Below are 22,417 nucleotides of genomic sequence, written 5' to 3' on the forward strand. Positions count from 1 at the left end.
TTAATTTGTATTTTTATTCAACCCTTATACATTTTCATTTTCCCTACATGTCCATAAGTTCATAAAAAAGAATAGATACAAGGTTTTTATACCACTGCATCTATTCTCTTAGAATTTCATTTTATACATTTTAAGTCTCTTATTACTATTTATATTAATTCAAGTTAATAACTGTTAACTCTGGTATGGTACCTAATCTAAAGCGCTGCTGACTGGTACCAACTCCTGTATTTACATATAACTTCATTCTTGAACTTAGATCATATAAACCCTTCACATACTTTTTTCCTTTAGGCGGCGTTAAGATTGCCCCTTTAAAAGGAATTCTCACCTGTCCACCATGGCTATGACCTGAAAGCTGTAAATCTGCTGGATATTTTTGAATCTCATCTGCTAAATCCGGCTCATGACACAGCACAATATTATAGTCCGCTTTGCCACTATTCAACATAGCTTTTTCCAAATCTACTTTACCAAAAATGGCGTCATCTATACCTATAATATTCAACTTCTTACCATTTTCTAATGTAATCACTTTATGTTCATTCATTAAAAGCTGAAAATTAGCAGCTTTCATAATCTCCTTATAACGCCTAATTCCATTACTGCCATAATCATGATTGCCCGCCACAGCGAACTTGCCATACTTTGTTTCTATCTCACTGAGTATACGGATAGCATCTTCTTTTTCATTAAATTTCTTGTTATCATCTATTAAATCACCAGTGAATATGAGTAAATCTGGCTTCAGTTCATTAATCTTTTTCACTAAACGCTCTAAATGGCTATATTATAATCTGGCCCTAAATGTATATCACTGCATTGTACAATTTTAAGCGGTACGCTCTGATTTAAAGCTTTTGCATCTATGTTGATTTCATTTGTCACTAAAAGTTCAGGCTCTACATATCTCACATAAGTTAAGACACATACTCCGGCTAATACTAAAAATACCATAAATTTAATCACACCTTTTATGAATAAAACAACTTGCTTAATAAGCTTCCTACCCATGTATCCTCCTTTATTAATATGAATCAGATACCTTATGCGTTACCACTTGTATCAATGTACTTTAATCTTCCTGTGACATAAGCTCTTCTAAAACCTTGCGAATCACTTCACTATTAAACCCTCTTTGAGCAAGGAAACCATACATCTTTCCTTTAAAAGTATATTGATCTTCAGTCTTTCTTTTATAATAATCATATTTCTTAAGGGCAAGCGCCTTACAATTTTCATAAGCCTCATCCACATCATAACCATCTTCTAAAGCACTTCGAATGATTTCACTATCTACACCCTTCATCTTTAAAGCCTGTGCGATATAACGTGGCCCCTTTTTAGAAAACCTTTTCTTGTCACTTATAAAAGCAGCTGTTAATTTTTCATCATCAATATAATTGTATTCCTTAAGTTTCTCCATAGTAAATGAGATGGCCTCATCCGAGTATTCCTTTTGTCTCAATTTATCTTTGAGCGCTTTCTCAAAATAATTGCGTCCACCCAATAAATAAACGGCATAAGAAAAGCACTTATTTTTACTTCTTCATTATTAAGCAGCTCTAAAGTTGTCTCATCTAATTGCATACCCTTTTTTAAATTCAGCTTAATGAGTGTATCTTCACTGACACCACAATAAAATTCCTCATCTAAAAAGAGACTATAGCGCTCTCCGCCTTGCTGCACGCTAATCTTCGTAATTGTCTTCATAATGAACCTCCTTTTATAATGAGTAATTATATCACAATCCTCTCCCTAGTATTGCCATTTTATTCATCTTTCAAACGAGATTTACCTTACCCAGAAATAGCTATTTCTACTTACTCTTTTGGGTTGATTTTCTTATTAAAGTATATTAAATATGTCCATCTTATTAACATCTGAGGTTTTTATTTTTACATCATGCAAATCCAAAAATACAACCTATTTGAGATTGAGTCCTAGTAAATCTCTCTACTGTAACTGCCATCAATATAAATACATTAACTTCTCGTCTTCCACCATTAAATAAGCAACTATCAACTGGGGTTGACCTAACCTGAATGTATTAACTCTTTTTCTACCCTCTGGTAAACAAAAAGAAACTGGGGTAATGGCCTATTTGTTAACCTTCTATATCTTAAATGATAATTTCTTCCCAAGTTGCTGAGTTTAAATAATCCTCTACTCTTTCTGCTGTCATTTCTGGGTGAATAGTTTCTTCATGTGAGATTGTGATATTTGACATTGAAATCGCATATTTTACGATATCCTTAATTGATTTATTTGTCATATATCCTGCACCTAAACCTGCTACGAATGCGTCTCCAGCACCTGTTACATTAAGTACTTCTGTACAAGCTGCTTTAATGATTCCTTCTTCTTCACCGTTATTGTAATAAACCCCTTCTACATCTAAGCTGATAAAGATATTCTGGATACCTAATGATCTGAAGTGAGCACCAGCTCTTTTAACATCTTCATGTGTTTTGATTTCAAAACCACAGATAATTTCAGCTTCGTGTCTGTTTGGTTTTACTGTGTGGAAATGGTGTAATAAATGTTCTACACGTTTGCTTTAGCTCCTGATACAGGGTCTAATACAAATTTTGTTTTTCCTTTATATTTTTCTAAAACATATTCAAGAAATGGTGGGTTATCAGCTCCTAGAATCATATATTCTGCATTTTCAATGATCTCTGCACGCTTGTCTAATTCTTCATGTGAAAACTGATTTGCAAGTTTTGTATCAACTACCGCTGATACCATTTCACCATGTTCATCTAAAATCGCTAAATATGTTGGTGTTGAACCACCTTTTACAACTAGTGAGTCACTCATATCAAGTCCAACTTCTTTTGCACGACGTAAAATATCTTCCCCTTTTGAATCATCTCCTAAGATAGAAATAAATTTAGTATTTACGCCAACTCTAGACATGTTTTCTGCAATGTTTCTACATACTCCACCGCAAGAAACTTTTACTTTTCCTGGGTTAGAATCATAAGGTCTGTATCCTGCATATGAAAATCCAAATATGTCATAAATTGATATCCCAAAAACAAGGGCGTATGAATTATTGTTTTGTGTCATCTCCATGTTCCTTTTCTCTTTCTCTTTAAATGTTCCTATATTTTTAGATAACTATTATCTTATCACAACTCTTACCAAATGAACATAAAAATTTTATATAACTATATATTTCCAACTTTAAGTAATTTAATTCTATAATTTTATATTTTTAGAATAATAAATCTTAAAATAACACAAATACTAAACTTAATATTTTATATTACATTATTTTTTATTGAACTTATGCATATTATATTCTATAATGAGATAGCATTTAGAATTACATTTTTCAGCAAAGGAGCCTAGTTGAAGAGCAATGAAAGATATAGCTAATAATAAATTAAAATTACATGGATTTAATAATCTTACAAAGACCCTTAGCTTTAATATGTACGATATCTGTTATACAAAGACAGCGACTGATAGGCAGGCTTATATTGAATATATCGATGAACAATACAATGCTGCGAGACTCACTCAAATTCTTACTACTGTTACAGAAATGATTGGGGCCAATATCTTAAATATCGCTCAGCAAGATTACGATCCTCAAGGTGCTAGTGTAACTATTTTAATGAGTGAAGGTGCTGTACCTGAGATTAAACATGCAGAAGCCAAATCCGCTTCTCCTGGACCTATTCCTGAGATTATTCTTGGCCATTTAGATAAAAGTCATATTACTGTGCACACCTATCCTGAATATCATCCTTATGAAGGGATTAGTACATTTAGAGCCGATATTGATGTGTCTACTTGTGGAGAAATTTCACCACTTAAAGCACTTAATTATTTAATTCACTGTTTTGACGCTGACGTTATGACTATTGACTATCGCGTACGTGGTTTTGCAAGAGACTTTGCAGGCAATAAGCTCTTTATTGACCACCCTATTGACTCGATTCAAAACTTCATTCCAGAACATATACGCATGATCTATAACATGATTGATGTAAATGTTTATCAAGAAAATATCTTCCATACCAAATGCCGTCTCAAAGAATTTGACTTAGACAACTATCTCTTTGGCTATACAAAAGATGAGATTCATAAAGGTGAAGCTAGAATGATTGCCAAAAAGGTGAAACATGAGATGGATGAAATCTTCTATGGCACAGTTGTACGTGAAGCCATGTTTCCTTTAGAAGAAGATTACGATACGCCAGATAAATAAATGTGCAATTAACAAGGAGGACACAATGGCAGAATTATGGTATACAGAAAATCATCAAGAGGATGTACGCTTCTCAATAGAAATCAAAAAACATTTACATTCAGAGCGTAGCCCCTTTCAACAGATTGATTTTTATGATAGTAAAACCTTCGGCCGCTTCTTTACTTTAGATGGCCTTATGATGGTTACTGAAAAAGATGAATTTATTTATCACGATATGATTAGCCATATACCTATGGCTGTTAATCCTAACATTAAGAAGTTTTAATCATAGGCGGTGGAGATGGAGGTTCTGCGAGGGAAATCTTACGTTATAAGACCATTGAATCTGTAGATTTAGTAGAAATAGATGAACGCGTTGTGCGCCTTTGTCAAAAATTTTTACCTCAAACGGCTTATAAATTAGACCATGATTCACGTATTAAAATGTACTTTGAAGATGGTGTTGCCTTCGCCCAAAATGCTTTAGAAAATACTTATGATTTAATCTTAGTAGACTCTACAGATCCTATAGGACCTGGGGAAGGTTTATTTTCTACTGCTTTTTATCAAAACTGTGCCCGCATCTTAACAGATGATGGTATTTTGATTAATCAACACGAAAGCCCTTATTATAAGTCTGATGCTTATGAAATGCGCAGAGCCCACCATAAACTCAAAAAGACATTTCCTATTACGAAAGTTTATCAGTTTCATTTGCCAACTTATCCTTCAGGTCATTGGCTCTTTGGCTTTGCCTCAAAGAAATTTGATCCTATTAAGGATTTAAAAGCTGAGTCTTGGGAAAAGCTTGGGCTTTATACAAAATACTATAATACAAATTTACACAAGGGAGCTTTTATGCTGCCAACCTATGTAAAGGAAGGACTTGAGAATGCTTAACACTTATACAATGCAAACATTTATTGGTTTTGACAAAACATTTGAAGAATCAAACATCGTTTTATTTGGTGCCCCATTTGACGGTACAACAAGCTACCGCCCTGGAACGCGTTTCGCACCTACTGCTGTGCGTCCTGATTCTTATGGACTTGAAACTTACTCTCCTTACTTAGATCTAGATCTTGAAGATTTTAATCTATGTGATATCGGAGATGTAGATCTTCCATTTGGTAACACACAACGTGCCTTAGACGCTATCGGTGAAATAGCTGAAAATATTATTGCAGAAGGTAAAAAGCCACTTATGGTAGGTGGTGAACATCTCGTAAGTCTTCCTGTGATTCAAAAGCTCCACGAAAAATATGAAGACTTACATATCATTCACTTTGATGCACACACAGATTTACGTGAAGAATATTTAGGTGAGGAACTTTCTCATGCCACAGTTATTAGACGTGCATGGGATACTGTAGGAGATGGCCGTATCTTCCAATTCGGTATTCGTTCTGGTATGAAATCAGAATTTGAATGGGCCAAATCTCATACACATTTAAATCCATTTAATACAGATACATTACAAGAAGTTGCAGCTACTTTAAAAGGTAAACCAGTTTATTTAACAATCGACTTAGACGTTCTAGACCCTTCTGTTTTTGCTGGAACAGGTACACCAGAACCAGGCGGTATTACAATGAAAGAACTCTTAGCAGCACTCGTTTCAATGAAAGGCTTAAACTTCGTAGGTGCCGATGTGGTAGAACTTGCACCACATTATGACGCTAGCGGCGTTTCTACAGCCGTTGCATGCAAAACACTTAGAGAAGTAAGTTTACTTCTTAGTATCTAACAATCCAGCTTATAGATATAATAACGAAAAGCGAGCTATTGCAGATGAAGGCGCAATAGCTCGTTTTTTGATATTAGGATTGTCTGCTTACACTTGCGCAGAGGATTGCTTGGTAGGCTGGATCGTCTGCTTTTAAGTCTGTATATGGGTTTTGAATATTGGTGGTGTCTGTACAATTTCTATTAAATAATTCATTAAACACAAGTACTGCTTCTGCTCTTGTGACATCTCCTAATGTTTTGGTTTTAATTTCTTTACCTAGGCCTACATAGGGTTCTAACTTCTTAAGAATATCATTAAATTCTGTCCAAGTGACAGGCCCTTTTGACCTAAAAGTACCATCTGAATAAAGTGACATAAGACCTAATCTTCTTACGTAATTAATAGCTGATGTGCTATAACGGTTAGGATTTAAATCTGGAATTGTATTCGTTTCATCTGGTACATCATTATCTGTTAGAAGTCTTGCAATCATTGTGGCAAGTTCTTCTCTTGTAACAGGCTGATTAGCCCTAAAAGTTTTGTCTTCATACCCACTAATGTATGGAAACTGCTCTGCCTCTGTACTAGGCTCTATAATATTGACATAGATTTTCGTTTTAACACAGCACCCTTCCTTTTCGTATACAATCACAACGCTATGTGGTCCTACTGTATCTTTAAATTCATCGTAGTTAGTTTCATAATTTGTGACTACTTCTGTCTGCTTAGTGCCTTTATAAGTCACAGATACTTCCAATAAATTTTTAAATATATCTTCGCTGGTACCTTTAATTACATTGATTTCCTTAGGTGACACAGTAAGTTTCTTAGGAACTTGCTTATTTAAAGCAATCTGCGCTTGTATATTGATACGATTTTCTGCGGCTACTATCCATACTGTTGGAATGAGCATCAGACAAATTACAAAAACTGCAATAACCTCTTTTATTCTAGCTTTCATAATATGCTCCTTCTAGATTGATATCATTTCACACATATTATGACTAATAAAAGAGGTTATTATACAAATTTTTGTACTAATTATAAGTTATCTTTTATAACTTATTTTAGCGTACTTTATAATTGATTATTTTTAATTCTTATCTTTAAATCTAAGATTTTTTCTTCAATCTTTTTCGCTGTGAAGATGAAGGCTTCATCTACTTTATGAGATGGATCTTCAAGTCCCCAATCCTCTCTATACTTATATGGTAAATTAGAACATTGTACATTGCATCCCATAGTGACTACCACCACATCTACCTCTGGAATATCTTCTAATAATTTGCTTTTTTGATTTTCATTCATATCGATATCATAAAGATTCTTAATAATTCTTACAGCATCTTGATTAATTTCAGGCCTAAGCTCTGTCCCTGCTGAATAACTTTCAAATACATCTCCTGCTAATTTTTCCCTAATGCTTCTCCACTTTATATACCTAATTAATATCAAGTATTTCATATAGATTATATACTTCTTATCATACTTATTTATAACTATTTTCATCTACATGATGTTCTAAATCTTTACTGCGTAATAAATAAATTGTCGTTAAAACACTTCCTTTTAAAATAGTTGAGATTGTAATACTCCACCATATACCGTCTACGCCTAAATGCTCTGTAAACACATAAGCCATCGGTAAACGAATGGATGTAAAAATCATACTTATCATTGATGGTACTTTTGGCTTTCCTATGCCTATGAAATATCCTGTTGAAATCATCTCCATGGCATTGAATATTTGTGAGTAAGCAATAACCTTTAGATATGCTATAGCAATTTCCGTAGTAGCCCAGTCTTCGACAAAAAGCCCTACTAATTGCCCAGGAAATATTAAAAAGATCATTAATGTGACCACTGAATAAACCATACCTACCATTAAAGCAATCTGATAGCCCTTTCTCATACGTTCCTGCTTTTGTGCCCCATAATTTTGACCTATGAAGCTGGCTACAGCCCCATTTAAACCACCTGTTACCATATAGGTGATAGCTTCAATCTGTACCCCAATCTTTTGTGCGGCTACAGCTTCTGCCCCAAAAGGTGCAATTATCTTCGCTAAGAATATATTAATCATAGTAAATAAAATTCTTTGCACAGCTACTGGTGTACCTAAGTGAATGATTTCACTTACCTTTTCATAAGTTGCATGACTTCTTGCTTTGAAACTGATATAAGCTTTTCCCATAATGAGATAGCTCATTAACATCATTAAATGGGCAACAATTGATGCAATAGCAGCTCCTACTACGCCCCATTTGAAAACATAAATAAAAATAGGATCTAATACAATATTTAAAATAAGTCCCACTGTATTAATCTTAAGTACACTTTTACTACTGCCTAAGCTTACAAAAATCCTTGAAAATAGATTATTAAAGTTAGATAAAATCAGCATTGGTGCACTCCAAGCTAAGTACGCATATGCCATTTCTTTTACATCTACTTCGCTAAGACCTAAAAACGTAATAAAGGACTTGCCAAATAAAATAAGCGCCCCTGCATAAATAGCACTTATTAAACCTGTGAGTACAATCCCTAAATAAATATAAGTTTTAACATCTTCTATGTCTTTGCGCCCCATGCCATGAGCTACTTTAATACCTGCTCCGGTGACAATTAAAGCCCCTATAGCAGATCCTAAATTAATAAAGAAGCTGGCAGAACCAATACTGGCTAGGCTTTTACTCCCTAAATGACCAATCCATAGCATATCAACTAAGTTATATGTAAATTGTAAAAGGGAGCTTCCCATAATCGGCAAGGCTAACATTAATAAAACCTTGGCTACATTTCCTTTTGTTAAATCAACTTTTTTCATAATTTTCTTTTATAACACTCCTTCTATTTTGCCCTACACGTTTGTTATTCTCATATATATTGATGTTTTTTTATAGTTTTAACATATCTACTTTTTTCGATATGTTAAGACTATAAAAACCATCCTAAGATGGTTTTTAGCATCTATATTCATCTATACTTATTGTTTCAGATACAGCTGTTAAACGCTTTACTAACTCTTCTGCAACCTTTGCCCCTTCTTCACTAATGACATAATAAGTCCATTTTCCTTCTTTGCGGCTTTTAACTACCCCTGAATCACATAGTATTTTCATATGATGAGATAAAGTTGATTGTCCAATGCTTAGTGTATCTAATAAAGCACAGGCACATTTTTCCCCGCTTTGAAGCATTTCTAAAATCATGAGGCGATTCTCATCACAAAAGGCCTTAAAAACTTTAGCATGTTCTAAATACTTATTTGACATTGTCTTACCTCATATTGAAATTAATTACTTTATTAAGTTTATGCTTCATATCGAATTTTGTCAATATATCTTATTAATATAAGACTTGCATCTTACCTTAAACGACTTATCTAATTGTTAAATAAGCATATAATAATTGAATCGTATTTTCTAATGCTGTAATATGTGTACGTTCCATACCATGAGAAGCATGAACCCCAGGTCCGATAAGTGCACCGCGGATATTGTTGCCACCTCTAAGCGCTGCCCCTACATCTGAAACATACATTGGGTAAATATCTACCACATGTCTGATTTTATTGGCTTTAGCAAGCTGCACAAGCTTCGTTGTCATATAGTAGTCATATGGCCCACCTGAGTCTTTTGCACAGATTGAAACGTCTAACTCTGTACAATTTAAATCTTCGCCAATGCACCCCATATCTACTGCTATCATTTCTGTAATATCACTTGGTATGTAACTTGAACCATGGCCTACCTCTTCATACACAGAGATAAACATCTTTGTAGTATATTTAGGTTTTACCTTTTCATCTTTTAAAAGTCTAAGCAGTGTCATCAGACATGCCACACTGCCTTTGTCATCAATGAAACGTGATTTTACAAAACCGCTTGGTGTAATCACTGTCTTAGGATCAATGAAGATATAATCTCCTGCACAAATCCCTAACTTTTCTACGTCTTCTTTACTTTCTACAATCTCATCAATTCGGACTTCCATTGTTTCAGGTAATCTTGGTTTATCTTTGCTATCTGTATAAACATGAGCTGCTGGACTTGTACTTAAAAATGTCCCTGTATAAATCTTGCCTTCTCTTGTACGGATTTTACAGTACTCACCATCTAATGTGGCCGCAATAGGTCCACCTACTAAAGTAAACTTTAATGTGCCTTGTGGTGTGATGGAACGTACCATAGCCCCTAATGTATCTACATGAGCTGATAATCCGATAACTTCTTTTGTATTTTCGCCTGGAATTGTAATAATCCCACAGCCTTTATTCGTCTTTTCAAATTTATAACCACAGTGAAGCGCTTCTGCTTCAATGATATCCATGACATCATAGCAAAAACCACTTGGACTATGACATTTTAAAATTGTTTCTAACATAAGTTTTAAATAGTTTGTATCAATTTTTAACTTCATTTTAATTCCTCGTATTTCTTTCATTAATATTCAGTAGGGTCTGCCACAATGCCCATAGTAAGGGGCAGTCTTGTTTCATTATCAATGATAGCATATAAAAATGGCTCATTAAACGTAATGTTTTTTGTAGTAGCCTCTTCTGTTTTAGTTTCCTTCTTTAGATGCTTCTCCATATTCCCTTCATTAATTTCAATGGCATTATTTTGAATCATATCGCTGATATAATAGGTTTCATTATTAGTTACATAAATTTTATTAAAATCTGCATTTAAAGCATCAAAAACCGTTTTTATCCCTACATATTGTAAACTTTCTTTAAGACTCTTCGTCCCCTCGTATGTAAATTTCGGAATGGCAACAGTAGCTTTTTGTGTATTCTTAGAATGTATAATTTTTTTTAACTCTGTACTATCTATGCCCTGTAAATATTCATAGATATTTTGATGATTAGTAGGCTTAATGGCTACAAAGCTGCACTTTTTCCCTTTATAAGGTTTAATAAAACCTACTGCTGTATCTGTTTCAAGATAATCCTCTTTAGAATGCATATATTGCATCGGCTTACTTTTACCATCTATCAGTTTAAACTTCCCATCTAATAAATCATTTGCTGTATAAGGTATTTCCCAATTAGACTTCATATTCATAGTACTTAATACATACATATTGGCGGCTTCATTTATTTCTTCAAGTGGTATGAGCAGTTTATGTCCCATATTATTTTCAACCCATTCCTGCATAATCTCTCTTGTATAAGATTTATGTAAGTTAGCTCTAAATAAATCGGCACCATAATAAGTTTCATTAACCTTTAAAAAATAATCTTTAGGCATTTCATCCTCTGTAGGATTTAGCCATATACTGCCTTTGGCATCAAAAGTAAAACCTTGATAATTCCTTATCTTTTCCTGTAACTTTCCAAAAGTCTCATTCATCTCACTCATGGTAAAGTTATTTAAATACGTTTCAATCTCTGTAGCAGTATCGCCTACTGCCCCATTTTCAAGTATGCCTAATGTCATCAGCGTCATATAAGGTGCAATCAAATTATTTTCACCTTCCACACAGCTTGCCTTAAACAAATTAAAACTTTTATCAAACAAACAATATACTTTAGCCTCTGTTAAGTCTGGAATATTTACTTTAATCTTTTGTTTGTCTGCATTCAAACTAGTGACACCCATGCAAGCTGTACTTACCTTAATGCCTAAATTCACCCATAAAACAAATGTTACTGATACACAAGTTGCTAGTACAATTCTAGAGAGTATTCTAAGGCGTCTATCAGCTCTTCTTCTTTTATACTTCATTTTATTAAATTTTGTACTTCGATCCATGTGCTCATCTCCTCATGTACATCTTTTTCTATTTTAACATATTTTCTCACTCTTATTTTATATTTTTTAATTTTTATATAGTATTTTGTCACTACTTGATGCACCTAGCCTAATAATAGCCATTGTTGTATAATGAGACTTATGTAAAAACTATATAGTAAGGAGATAATAATGATTACTGATTTTACAGCACTTAATTTAAATCCAAAAGTTATTGAAGGACTTAAAGCACAAAATATTACAGCGCCTACACCTATTCAGGCTCGTACACTTCCTGCTTTTATAGAAGGTTATGATATCATTGCCGAATCTTACACAGGCAGCGGTAAAACGCTTGCTTTCGTACTTCCGTTATTCAAAAAAATAGATGCATCAAAAAATGAAATGCAAGCTATCATCCTTGCACCAACTCATGAACTTGTTATGCAAATCCATGAGCAAATTAGACTCTTAGCACAAAATAGTGGGATTCCTGTTACTTCACAGCCTATCATGGGTGAAGTTAATATGGAAACACAAATCAAAAAACTTAAAAACAAACCACATATCATCGTAGGTTCTGCTGGACGCGTTTTAGACCTTATGGAACGCAAAAAAATCACAGCCCACACCATCAAAACTGTCGTTTTAGATGAAGCAGATAACTTACTTGGTCAAAATCAAGTAGGTACAATCAAACGTTTACTTCATATGACAAGAAGCGAGCGTCAACTTTGCATCTTCTCTGCTTCTATTACAAAACAAACTTTAGATGTAGCAAAAACATTTATGCCAGCACCAATTATTATTCAAATGGCACCTAAAACTTCTCTTAATCCAAACATTGAACATATGTACATTGTAGGTGAGAAAAGAGATAAATTTGAGTTACTTAAGAAATTACTTGTAGCAATAAAAGTTGAAAAAGCTTTAATCTTTGTAAGTCAAAATACAGATGTCACTACAATTCTTGAAAAACTTACTTACCACGGTTACAAAATCGCTTCAATCTCAGGGAAGGTTTCTAAAGAAGAACGTAAAAATGCTTTAATGCGTTTCAAAAAAGATGAAGTACAACTGCTTATCTCTTCTGACCTTTCTGCGCGTGGACTTGATGTGCCAGATATTACACATGTCTTCCATTTCGATATGCCACTTACAGCCCAAGATTATCTTCACCGCGCAGGACGTACAGCCCGCGGAATCGCTAGCGGTACATCAATCTGTATTACATCTCCTAAAGAACTTGGTGCTATTCGTATTTATGAACGTGAATACAACATTAAATTCGCACCAATTACACTTGTTAAAGGTAATATCAAACGCTTAGATTCAGGTGAAATCATCAAAGCGCAGACACCTAAAAAAGCGAAACAAGAAGCTCCTAAATCTAACTCACGTAACAAATATCCAAAAGGCTTTAACAGTGATAAAAAGAAAGACAAAGGTCCTAAAAAAGATGCACCTGAGTCTAATTCAAAACAAGATACACCTAAACAAACTAAATTCAAAGTTTCTAAAAATCAGCTTAAAACAGCTACATCTAAAAAAGCTAAAGAAAATACAGGTACATTTGCTGATATCATGGCTTTAATCGAAGCCGATGCCAAATTCGGTAAAAACTACGAATAATCTCTGTTTTTCTCTCTTTATTGTGCTATAATAAAATCAAACAAGATAATATAAGTACAATTTATAAGAGGGGGCGACAAAATCATGGCAAAATTGGCTTTAAATTTATCTAGAGCATTAGAACCGTTACAAAATGAACTCAAAGGTACAATGGATTTACTTTGTCCAAAGACTGACAAAGATGCTTCTTTATTTGAAGTCATAGAAGGCTTTGCAAATAAATATGGCAAGTCTCCTTATAACTCTGTAGAAGACATTTTAAACGCTTCCTTAGCGGAAGCTGAATATATGGCATCTTCCGTAAACATTTCATTTGATGATGCCCTTAAAGACCTAATAAATCTATAGTTAAAAAGAGCTGATGCAAACTAAATGTTGCATCAGCTCTTTATTTTGTAACCCTCAATTTTATTTTATCCTTTTTACAAAGTTTTATTCATATGAGCATATTCTATATTTAATTTTCATTAGTAATCATAACTTTTAGTTCTTCTACTTCATTAACGAGTTCTTCACTTAATGCAAAGTTCTCTTGTGAATTGCTTACATTTGTATCTGTAATAGCTGTTAATTGTTTAGTTCCTTTTGTTAATTCATGAATAGAAGCTTTTTGTTTCGCACTATTTTCCATTAACTTTTGACTGATTACTGCTGTGTCTTCTACTGTATGCACAATGTCATTAAGCGCATTGTCTGTATTAGCTAATATCTCTTGCTGATTCTATAACCGCATTAAGGACTAGTAAATTTGTTTGTTCTGCTATACTTCTACTTGAAGTATCAATCTCATTCATGGCATTAATCATTTGTTTCATTAATATGATTAATATTCTCTTCAAGGTTATCTGAAATCTCACTAATAGATGCTACGAATTCTTGAATAATGCCTGATTGTTCTTCAGCATTTTTTGATAACTGTGATGCACTATTGGTTACTTGTATTGAAATACTTAAGAATTTATCTGTACTTGTTGTAATACCATTAATAAGTTCATCTTGTTTTTCTTTAATGTTTAATGTTTGATTAAGATGTGTAATGTCTTGAAGGATTTCAATATGACCGCATTTTTCCCTTTTTTGATTATGTACATAAGCTAAGTCAATTTGGAAATCTGAACCATCGGCTGAGAAATATGTTTTGCCCATTCCCCTATTTAAGCATTTAATATCGCAATTCTCAGTATCACATATTTCTGTGCCCCACTTGCTGCACATATGTCCTTTAAGTGCTTCTCTTTTTTGATTTAATATTTGTTCAGCTCCTTTATTAACAAATGTCCATTTCATATCATTATCTGTTACTGAAATAGGAAATGGTATACCATCTAAAATAGATGCAAACCAGTCTTTTTCTTCTTCTAATTACTTAATTTGTTTCTTCAATGAAACGGAAAATATTACTGTCGCAATTAGTCCAGCTAATAACCCTACTATTACTACTAAACTCATTTCTGCCTCCTAAATTTAATTAAACTCTGTCATATTATATCATTAAATGTAATTTTATTTCATTTATATTTTAGAAGGCTGTCTTTTTTATACAAATACCAGCACAATCCCTAATATTAAAATGGCTGTACATAATAACTTTTTCTTAAGGTTAGGTTCTTTGAAAATCAATCCCCCTATAAGTACGGACACCACAATAGAGACGCTACGCAAAGGCATGGCAATAGAAATCGGTGTATTGGGCATATTGAGCCCTGCAAAATAAATGCGATCCGCTAAAATAATGCATACACTCATGCCCAAAATGCTCCAACTCCACTTTAACTTAAGTTTCTCTTTCTTCACATATTTACGCCCTAAATAAGTTACACCATAAAAAAGCATCATAAAGCATAAAAACCATACTTGAACAATAGGGCTTGTCAAACTAGCTGCCATCCCCTTAGCCGTTAAAGTTTCCGTTACCTGAGCAATAACGATCTTATCAATCAAACTTGAAATCCCATTACAAATAGAGCCAATAATCATATAATAGAAATACTTGTTTCTAAAAATATGCTCCACTTCAAACTTACCAACCTTACTGATGAAATAGTACGCCACAAACATAATGACAATTCCCACCCATTGCATCGGTTTCAACATTTCTCCTAAAACAATAATCCCTAATATAATAGAAAATAACGGTGTCACCGTATTAAAAGGTATAATCACACTAATAGGCAGCTTCTGAATAGCCAAAAACATCAGATTCCAACCCACATAGATAATTAAACTCTTAACCGCTAATAAGCAAATCGTCCCACCACTAATCATTACCGCATGTGGCATCTCATAACACACTAACACAAACGACAAAATACTATAAGCCGCTAAGACCGAAATAACCTCCTCATCCTTCAAAGCCACCTTCTTCAAAATATCCCAAACACCCAAGAAAATCCCCGCAACCAAAAACATACAAAGTGCAATCATTGTTTTTCCCCTTTTCTCCTGTACAAATTTATCCTCTTTCCATTCTTTATCAGCATATTATATTCAACTATCTTTGTATATCAATGAAATTAAACCTCATTCACCCCACTTTTTAGCTAACACACCATATACACTGCTATATTACGCACTGCTGTATCTCAAATATTCACAAAAAAAGCCCACACACCTCAATCAGTATGCAGACATTTTCTTTTAATATATTTTACTCATTCTCTTCACACATTCATCCAGTGAATGCAATCAAGCACACTCAATTCACTTCAAACACCGACAAGCTAGCATATTGGCTAAGGTGTCAAGAAAACTACATAGTTATCCCACTAGCATGATTTTGGTGTGGTTAAGCGGACACTGAGATTTTATCTTGCGTTCGAGCGGATGCGAGCGCAAAGAAAAATCTCAGTGCTCCTCTTAACCATTCACCTAACTATATACTAACCGCACCTTAGACAAAACCAATACTAATACTATCTATTGTCCACCTTCTCAGGGTACATATCATGGTTCATAAGTCTATGCTCTGCCATTTGTTCGAATTTTGTTCCTGCTTTTCCATAATTACAATATGGGTCAATACTAATTCCACCTCTTGGTGTGAATTTGCCCCATACTTCAATATACTTAGGATCCATTAATTTAATTAAGTCTTTCATAATGATATTTACGCAATCTTCATGGAAGTCTCCATGATTTCTGAAGCTGAATAAATATAATTTAAGTGATTTACTTTCTACCATTTTTTCACCTGGAATATAGCTGATATAAATTGTAGCGAAGTCTGGTTGACCTGTAATAGGGCAAAGACTTGTGAATTCTGGGCAATTAAATTTTACCCAATAATCGTTATCTGGATGTTTATTATCGAAGCTTTCTAAAATATCTGGATCATAACCAAATTTATATTTTACCCCTTGATTCCCTAATAATGTTACATCTTGCATTTCTTCTCTTTGTCTACCTGCCATTTTTGCCTTCTCCTCTTCCTGTATGCTGTTACGTTCTTATATGTTATTACTTACTATTTTAATACTTATACTACTGTACTTCTTATGGTATTCTACTTTTTACACTACTTTGCTTCTTTTGTTTTTAAATAGTTTTCAAGGCCTCTTTGTCTTAAATGACATGCAGGACATTCACCGCATCCATCGCCTATAATGCCGTTATAGCATGTTAATGTTTTTTGTCTTACATAATCAAGCTTTCCTAACTTATCTGCCATTTCCCATGTTTGAGCTTTATCAATCCACATAAGCGGTGTATGTACCACAAAGTTATAATCCATAGCTAAATTCATTGTAACGTTTAATGATTTTATAAAGATATCTCTACAATCTGGGTAGCCACTAAAGTCTGTTTCACATACACCTGTTACAATGTGTTTTGCCCCTTTGACTTTTGCGAGTACTCCTGCAAATGTTAAGAAAAGCATATTACGGCCTTCTACGAAAGTAGATGGTAATTCACCTTCTCTTACTTCGATTTCGATATCATCTCTTGTTAAAGCATTTGGTGCTAATTGATTTAAAAGTCCCATATCTAATACATGGTGCTCTACATTTAGTTCTTTGGCAATTGCTTTGGCACATTCAATTTCTAAAGCATGGCGTTGCCCATAATCAAATGTTACTGCAATAACTTCATCAAATTTCTCAAGGGCCCAAAATAAACAAGTCGTAGAATCTTGACCGCCACTAAATACAACAATAGCTTTTTCTTTCATCTTTCTTCCTCTTTTCTATTTCTTATGTCTCAAAATGATTGTTTCATCATTATTCTCTAATAAGCATTAAAGCTTCTTGTCTTAACATAGCATCTTCCTTAAATCTTCCTCTAAAGGTTGTGCTACGTGTAACTGTACCAGGCTTTTTAATACCTCTTGCCGTCATACAGCTATGTTCACCTTCTATAAATACACCTATATCATTACTTCCTGTTACTTTCATCATAATATCTGCAATATCACTGCCTATACGCTCTTGAAGCTGTAAGCGTTTGCCCACCATATCTGCAATACGTGCTACTTTACTAAGGCCAATGACTTTATTACAAGGTTTATACACTACAGATACTTTCATGTTATACATCAAAGCTAAATGATGTTCACAATAGCTGAAAATCGGTATATCTTTAATCACCACTAGGTCCCCATAATTTTCGCCTAAATAGTCTTCATCTTCAAAGGTCTTGCCAAACATCTCGGCAATCTCATCATTAGTATAATTCATACCTTCGAAGACTTCTGCATACATTTTTGCCACACGATTTGGTGTCTCTTTTAATCCTTCACGTTCTGGATCATCGCCTAAAGCAATGAGTATTTCTCTAATATGATAAGCAATCTTTTCTTTGTCAATTCGCCCTGTCATTTAAGTCCTCCTTCTTAAACGCCTCTACTTTCCTTAGGCCAAATAATTTTATGTAGTTGTAGCTGCAGTTTAACATCATCTAAATTTTTTTCCTTCATAAATTCTACCATAAAAGCTGGGTCTATATTCTCTTTTACTGGACTTAAATAAACCTGACAACGTTTTACAAGATCATTTTGCATAATAATCTCATAAGCAGTCTCTAAATCTTCCTTGCTGCCTACTACAAGTTTATATACATCTTGAGCTGTGACAGCTACTAAATTTTGTGGCAGCATCTTATGCATCATACCACTGGTGTGTAATTTATAATCTAGAATAAAGTAGATCTTTTTACCTTCATATCTTGTTTTAAATGGGCTAATATCTACAGCCCCATTGGTTTCAATATGCACTGTAAGTTCACTTTGGGTTGCTAATAAATCAAGCACGCCTTCTATGTCCTTTTGCCATAAAGGCTCTCCTCCTGTAAGGGTAACATGTTTGACCCCAGTTGCTAATATATAATCCATGATTTCCTGAGCTGTTAATGTTTCCACTAAACTGCTGCCATCAAAGGAATACGTTGTATCACACCATTTACATCTTAAATTACAGCCTTCGAAACGAATAAATACTGAAAGGGCACCAGCTGTAGGGCCTTCTCCATCTATAGAAACAAATTTCTCAATAATGCTATATGTTTTCATGGTCTACTCCTTATAAGTACAACTATTAGTAGGTGTTTCAAAAAGTTCTACTTCTGAAACTGAGATACCTTTATCTTTTAATAAATAATAAATATAACGTGACATTTCCTCAGCAGTTGTTCTAAATGGTAAATATAAAACCTTAAAAGTATTTGGTAAAACGCTTAAGGCTTCTCCCACTTTGCGTCCTTCCTCATTATCTTCAAGTACAAGTTTATGATCAAAGAGGTCTTCAATCTCTTTTAAAACCCTTTTAATATTTCCAAAATCATCCACCATGCTGCGTAATTGTCCTTCTTCATGAAGGGTTTCACTTGCTACTTTTACCACAATGCGATAACGGTGTCCGTGTATATTTTGGCATTTGCCTGTGTAACCACTTAAATAATGTGCCATATCAAATTGTACTTCACTTTTTAAAATAAACATCTTTTCCTCCATTTATAAATAAAAAGCTATTTTTACAATGCTTCCATCATAAAAACAGCCTACAAAATTTAATCTATTTTCTAAGGGCAAAAGAATAAGGTGGACGAAATGCCCACCTTATTCTATGCCATAAATACGTATTTAACTTACAAAAAGGTGCATTAGACACCTCATATTCTATAATAGCCTAGTTTTATTTAACGACAGGATGGTCTGAATGAACTGTCTTATTTAGTTTTAATTTAGCTTTAATTTAACATAAATTTTCATTACTTTCAAGTATTTTTTTAATGCGCTGTACTATTACCATTTCGAAGTACTGCACGTTCCTCAGATAAATTCTCTGCAAGTTCTTTGAAAGTCCAATTAATAGAATACTCTGTTACAACTGCAATCAGCGGTCTTGCCATACGCATTTTCTTAAGTCCATCAATAAAAAGGTTTACCTTACTACTTGGCATGTTGTTAAATACAATCACCTTTTCATTCACTCCTAAATCTTCTCCTTGCTGCATATGATTATCTAAAATATCTTTTACTGTTGTTTCTAATTGATTTGCTTCAATTGTAATAATATCTCTAATACCTGTTAATCTTGATACACTTTGAATCGCTTGCATTTCTTTAGGCGAGAAATGATAAATCATCATACAACTTCTTTCATGTACCCCTTTTAAATCTTTCATCTTTTCAAATGACATAAGCATTTCCTTTCTCTATGTTATATTTTACACATAAGCTGCAATCCTATTTCTGCCATTTAATTTAGCTTGATATAGTGCCTCATCTGCTTTTTTAATACATGCTTCAAATTTTTCTTCTTTACATAAGTATAATCCACAGCTTACTGTAATGGCAACTTCTTCCTCTTTTTCATTTTTAAATCTAAATATACTTACATTTGTACGAATACGTTCTGCTATTTTCATACCTTCTTCTAAATCCACATAACTTAAAACTATAAGGAACTCTTCTCCACCATAACGCCCAAGAATATCACCATTTCTTGTGCTATCTCTAAAGATGCATCCTATTTTTTTAAGAACTTTATCTCCAAAAATATGCCCATTTTTATCATTAATCTGCTTAAAATTGTCAATATCTAACATAATTACTACAGTTTTCTGGTCTAATAATTTATTTTTCTCAAACTGCTTTCTACCTCTTTCTAAAACAGTTCGTCTATTATAAATATCTGTTAATGCATCATACATAGCCATATACTCTACTTCATTAAATAAATTAGCATTTCTAAGGGCTACTGCTAGATAAGATCCTAAAATCTGAAGACTCCTTAAATCATTTTTGCTATAAGCATCTGCTCTATAATTGCCAATACCTATGACACCTACACACACATTTTCTATCTTAAGCCTTGTGACAATAGCTGATTGAATAGGACCTGCTAATAAACCTTCTTGAATGTCTATACCATTAAAGTATTTGCTAAAATCACCATCATTAATCAATAAATCTTGATCCATGTACATCGTCATATTTCCTAGTCTAATCGCACGATCATATAAATTTTTATTGACTTGAATCACCTCACCTTCACTACTATAAGCCCTATAATCAAAATCACCATTTTTCTTACGCATCCCTAAATACACCATATCCGCTGGTAAAAGTTCATTGACTTGTTCATAAACTAAATCAATCATATTATTAAGCTCTAAATTAGCTGTAATATTTTGCCCAACCTTAGAAATCTGCTGCATTTGATTATATAATCTCTTATAGTTTTTAAGTTCTTCTGAAGTCACCCTCTGCTCTAACTTTTCAACCCATAAGTCTTCAGCTCTATAAAGTTCTCTTTCCTTCCTACAAGCTTCCTTTTGCTTCACCATACCATAAGCAGATTGCCAATCATTCACTTTAGTATATAATTTTTCTAAGGTTTCATAAACTTGCACCTTTAAATGTAACGCATTGATTTGATCCGCCAAGTCAATAGCTTCTCTTAATTTATCTTCAATATCTTCTATAATGCCGTACTTTATTTTTTCCTCACACCATACAATAATGCCTTTTATAATTAATTCTTTATAATTATTAGCTCTAGAAATCCTATCACTTGCCATAAAATCTGCATCTGCCGCAGAAGTTCTATTATAAAATGTATGAATCTGGGCGCGAATATATAAAATTTCTGCCAATGTGTTCATATCCTTAAGCTTCATAGCATAAGCATATGCTTTTTCACAATGCATCATAGCTTCTTCCATTTGACGCTTATGTAACTTAATCTCTGCTAAGGCACTTTCTATGAACATTGTGTACCCTTCATCTTTTTTATAATCTAATTGTTTTAAATATGTAATGAGTTGTAGTGCTTTGTCATATTCTCTAATGCCAATATAAAGTTCCATGATGTTTAAAATCAAAGTAGCTTCTGATTTATTGTCCGCATATCTTTTAACAAGTTCCAAGCCTTCTACACCATAATTAATAGCCTTTTCAAACAATCCCTGTTTCATATAAGTTATTAACAGTATATTACATATACGTACCCTATCTTTTTCCCACCTTCTACGTTCACAAATCTCATACGCTTTGAGCCCATAGTTCGTTCCCTCCTTATATTTAGAGTATACAATATAATACCACTCTAAACAGATGATGATTTTTACATAAATTTCTTCAAAAGTTTGGCGGTCACTATATCCATTAATCTCTAATAAAATAGCCTCAAGTAAATTTTTCACTTCATCTGTATGCATATGCCAATTTTGCTGTGCTAATTTAACAATCTGCATAATATACGTCTTGTCACGATTTAATAAATCTAATTCCTTTTTAATGTCAATCTTCAATCTCATTGCAACCCTCACAAACGTTCTAAATATCATTTTCATTCTACAATACTTTAAACTTAAAATATACTTTAACTAAAAATTTTACAGAAAAAGAGGATGTCCATTATCGATATTTTGCTAATACAATTAGCAATATAGCGTTAATATAAACATCCTCTTTATCTCCTGCTAAAATTCTACTTATGTGGCTTTGTGTTATACTTAAATTCTTCGTCACTATCATCAGAATAATACTTACAAAATGTTTGCTGACTTTGGGTAGCCCCCATGTACGAAGTACTTCTCCTAACTACAAGTAACTACTTCTCCATTAAGTCTTAATCACATGCCAAGTATCCTTTTCCAGGTATTCAATTAGGT

25 protein-coding genes and 2 pseudogenes are annotated in these 22,417 nt (G+C 33.5%); 5 read left to right on the top strand and 22 right to left on the bottom strand.

What is annotated here, in order from left to right; all coding sequences use genetic code 11:
• Positions 1-154 precede the first annotated feature (154 nt).
• The 6 genes from JCM14822_RS05555 to JCM14822_RS23635 all read right to left on the bottom strand — a co-directional run bounded on the left by JCM14822_RS05555 (position 155) and on the right by JCM14822_RS23635 (position 3,081).
• Positions 155-769 carry a metallophosphoesterase gene (locus JCM14822_RS05555; protein ID WP_054740409.1) on the bottom strand — a complete coding sequence of 205 codons (615 nt, stop codon included), beginning with the start codon at positions 767-769 and terminating at the stop codon, positions 155-157.
• Between the two features lie 8 nt (positions 770-777).
• On the bottom strand, positions 778-1,014 hold the full coding sequence (locus JCM14822_RS05560) for a hypothetical protein (protein WP_054740411.1): 237 nt from the start codon (positions 1,012-1,014) through the stop codon (positions 778-780).
• Between the two features lie 61 nt (positions 1,015-1,075).
• A complete protein-coding gene (locus tag JCM14822_RS05565) occupies positions 1,076-1,510 on the bottom strand; it encodes a regulatory protein RecX (RefSeq protein WP_408606179.1) in 435 nt (144 codons plus the stop codon).
• Positions 1,465-1,713: a regulatory protein RecX gene (locus JCM14822_RS05570; RefSeq protein ID WP_054740415.1), complete on the bottom strand. Its 249-nt coding sequence runs from the start codon at positions 1,711-1,713 to the stop codon at positions 1,465-1,467. The genes JCM14822_RS05565 and JCM14822_RS05570 overlap by 46 nt, the downstream gene beginning before the upstream one ends.
• Before the next feature lie 409 nt (positions 1,714-2,122).
• Complete coding sequence (locus JCM14822_RS23630) at positions 2,123-2,494, bottom strand: PfkB family carbohydrate kinase (RefSeq protein ID WP_330377352.1); 372 nt, start codon at positions 2,492-2,494, stop codon at positions 2,123-2,125.
• A gap of 53 nt (positions 2,495-2,547) precedes the next feature.
• Complete coding sequence (locus tag JCM14822_RS23635; RefSeq protein ID WP_330377348.1) at positions 2,548-3,081, bottom strand: PfkB family carbohydrate kinase; 534 nt, start codon at positions 3,079-3,081, stop codon at positions 2,548-2,550.
• Between the two features lie 289 nt (positions 3,082-3,370).
• On the opposite strand from JCM14822_RS23635, the gene speD reads away from it, so the two are divergent.
• From speD to speB, 3 genes and pseudogenes are all read left to right on the top strand, one after another.
• Positions 3,371-4,225 carry an adenosylmethionine decarboxylase gene (gene speD, locus JCM14822_RS05580; RefSeq protein ID WP_054740417.1) on the top strand — a complete coding sequence of 285 codons (855 nt, stop codon included), beginning with the start codon at positions 3,371-3,373 and terminating at the stop codon, positions 4,223-4,225.
• Between the two features lie 25 nt (positions 4,226-4,250).
• Positions 4,251-5,107 (top strand): annotated as a pseudogene (gene speE / locus JCM14822_RS05585) (polyamine aminopropyltransferase).
• Positions 5,100-5,954, top strand: coding sequence for an agmatinase (gene speB, locus JCM14822_RS05590; RefSeq protein ID WP_054740418.1), 855 nt, complete (start codon positions 5,100-5,102; stop codon positions 5,952-5,954). The pseudogene speE and the gene speB overlap by 8 nt, the downstream one beginning before the upstream one ends.
• Positions 5,955-6,027: 73 nt before the next feature.
• Here the strand turns inward: speB and JCM14822_RS05595 are convergent, their stop codons facing one another.
• The 6 genes from JCM14822_RS05595 to JCM14822_RS05620 all read right to left on the bottom strand — a co-directional run bounded on the left by JCM14822_RS05595 (position 6,028) and on the right by JCM14822_RS05620 (position 11,695).
• Positions 6,028-6,897 (bottom strand): S-layer homology domain-containing protein, encoded by an 870-nt coding sequence (locus JCM14822_RS05595; protein ID WP_054740420.1) that lies wholly within the window; start codon positions 6,895-6,897, stop codon positions 6,028-6,030.
• A 116-nt stretch (positions 6,898-7,013) separates the two neighbouring features.
• Positions 7,014-7,400 carry a low molecular weight phosphatase family protein gene (locus tag JCM14822_RS05600; RefSeq protein ID WP_054740478.1) on the bottom strand — a complete coding sequence of 129 codons (387 nt, stop codon included), beginning with the start codon at positions 7,398-7,400 and terminating at the stop codon, positions 7,014-7,016.
• A 25-nt stretch (positions 7,401-7,425) separates the two neighbouring features.
• The gene (locus tag JCM14822_RS05605; RefSeq protein WP_054740422.1) at positions 7,426-8,763 is read right to left on the bottom strand and encodes an MATE family efflux transporter; all 1,338 of its coding nucleotides are present in this window, start codon (positions 8,761-8,763) and stop codon (positions 7,426-7,428) included.
• Positions 8,764-8,899: 136 nt separating this feature from the next.
• Entirely contained in the window at positions 8,900-9,211 is a 312-nt protein-coding gene (locus JCM14822_RS05610) for an ArsR/SmtB family transcription factor (protein ID WP_054740424.1), read from the bottom strand.
• Positions 9,212-9,317: 106 nt separating this feature from the next.
• Positions 9,318-10,358 carry a M42 family metallopeptidase gene (locus tag JCM14822_RS05615; protein ID WP_054740427.1) on the bottom strand — a complete coding sequence of 347 codons (1,041 nt, stop codon included), beginning with the start codon at positions 10,356-10,358 and terminating at the stop codon, positions 9,318-9,320.
• Positions 10,359-10,381: 23 nt separating this feature from the next.
• Positions 10,382-11,695, bottom strand: a complete 1,314-nt coding sequence (locus tag JCM14822_RS05620) for a serpin family protein (RefSeq protein ID WP_054740429.1) — start codon at positions 11,693-11,695, stop codon at positions 10,382-10,384.
• A gap of 171 nt (positions 11,696-11,866) precedes the next feature.
• Between JCM14822_RS05620 and JCM14822_RS05625 the strand changes: the two genes are divergently transcribed.
• Both JCM14822_RS05625 and JCM14822_RS05630 read left to right on the top strand, forming a co-directional pair.
• The gene (locus tag JCM14822_RS05625) at positions 11,867-13,306 is read left to right on the top strand and encodes a DEAD/DEAH box helicase (RefSeq protein WP_054740431.1); all 1,440 of its coding nucleotides are present in this window, start codon (positions 11,867-11,869) and stop codon (positions 13,304-13,306) included.
• An 84-nt stretch (positions 13,307-13,390) separates the two neighbouring features.
• Positions 13,391-13,654 carry a hypothetical protein gene (locus tag JCM14822_RS05630; protein ID WP_054740433.1) on the top strand — a complete coding sequence of 88 codons (264 nt, stop codon included), beginning with the start codon at positions 13,391-13,393 and terminating at the stop codon, positions 13,652-13,654.
• A gap of 109 nt (positions 13,655-13,763) precedes the next feature.
• On the opposite strand, the gene JCM14822_RS20055 is transcribed toward JCM14822_RS05630, so the two are convergent.
• The 10 genes and pseudogenes from JCM14822_RS20055 to JCM14822_RS05675 all read right to left on the bottom strand — a co-directional run bounded on the left by JCM14822_RS20055 (position 13,764) and on the right by JCM14822_RS05675 (position 22,060).
• Entirely contained in the window at positions 13,764-13,979 is a 216-nt protein-coding gene (locus tag JCM14822_RS20055) for a hypothetical protein (RefSeq protein WP_157047644.1), read from the bottom strand.
• 125 nt (positions 13,980-14,104) lie between these two features.
• Positions 14,105-14,653, bottom strand: a pseudogene (locus JCM14822_RS05635) (hypothetical protein); the annotation flags it as partial.
• Positions 14,654-14,842: 189 nt separating this feature from the next.
• Positions 14,843-15,730 carry a DMT family transporter gene (locus tag JCM14822_RS05640; protein WP_054740437.1) on the bottom strand — a complete coding sequence of 296 codons (888 nt, stop codon included), beginning with the start codon at positions 15,728-15,730 and terminating at the stop codon, positions 14,843-14,845.
• 488 nt (positions 15,731-16,218) lie between these two features.
• A complete protein-coding gene (gene queF / locus JCM14822_RS05645) occupies positions 16,219-16,716 on the bottom strand; it encodes a preQ(1) synthase (protein WP_054740439.1) in 498 nt (165 codons plus the stop codon).
• A 104-nt stretch (positions 16,717-16,820) separates the two neighbouring features.
• Complete coding sequence (queC, locus tag JCM14822_RS05650; protein WP_054740441.1) at positions 16,821-17,474, bottom strand: 7-cyano-7-deazaguanine synthase QueC; 654 nt, start codon at positions 17,472-17,474, stop codon at positions 16,821-16,823.
• Between the two features lie 49 nt (positions 17,475-17,523).
• Positions 17,524-18,120 (bottom strand): GTP cyclohydrolase I, encoded by a 597-nt coding sequence (gene folE, locus JCM14822_RS05655; RefSeq protein ID WP_054740443.1) that lies wholly within the window; start codon positions 18,118-18,120, stop codon positions 17,524-17,526.
• A gap of 14 nt (positions 18,121-18,134) precedes the next feature.
• Positions 18,135-18,809, bottom strand: a complete 675-nt coding sequence (gene queE / locus JCM14822_RS05660; protein WP_054740445.1) for a putative 7-carboxy-7-deazaguanine synthase QueE — start codon at positions 18,807-18,809, stop codon at positions 18,135-18,137.
• 3 nt (positions 18,810-18,812) lie between these two features.
• Positions 18,813-19,238 (bottom strand): 6-pyruvoyl trahydropterin synthase family protein, encoded by a 426-nt coding sequence (locus tag JCM14822_RS05665; RefSeq protein WP_054740447.1) that lies wholly within the window; start codon positions 19,236-19,238, stop codon positions 18,813-18,815.
• A 287-nt stretch (positions 19,239-19,525) separates the two neighbouring features.
• Complete coding sequence (locus JCM14822_RS05670) at positions 19,526-19,939, bottom strand: DUF3783 domain-containing protein (protein WP_172674774.1); 414 nt, start codon at positions 19,937-19,939, stop codon at positions 19,526-19,528.
• A 27-nt stretch (positions 19,940-19,966) separates the two neighbouring features.
• The gene (locus JCM14822_RS05675; RefSeq protein WP_054740451.1) at positions 19,967-22,060 is read right to left on the bottom strand and encodes a sensor domain-containing diguanylate cyclase; all 2,094 of its coding nucleotides are present in this window, start codon (positions 22,058-22,060) and stop codon (positions 19,967-19,969) included.
• Positions 22,061-22,417: the final 357 nt, after the last annotated feature.

This window comes from Cellulosilyticum ruminicola JCM 14822, assembly GCF_001311925.1.
GTDB lineage: Bacteria > Bacillota > Clostridia > Lachnospirales > Cellulosilyticaceae > Cellulosilyticum > Cellulosilyticum ruminicola.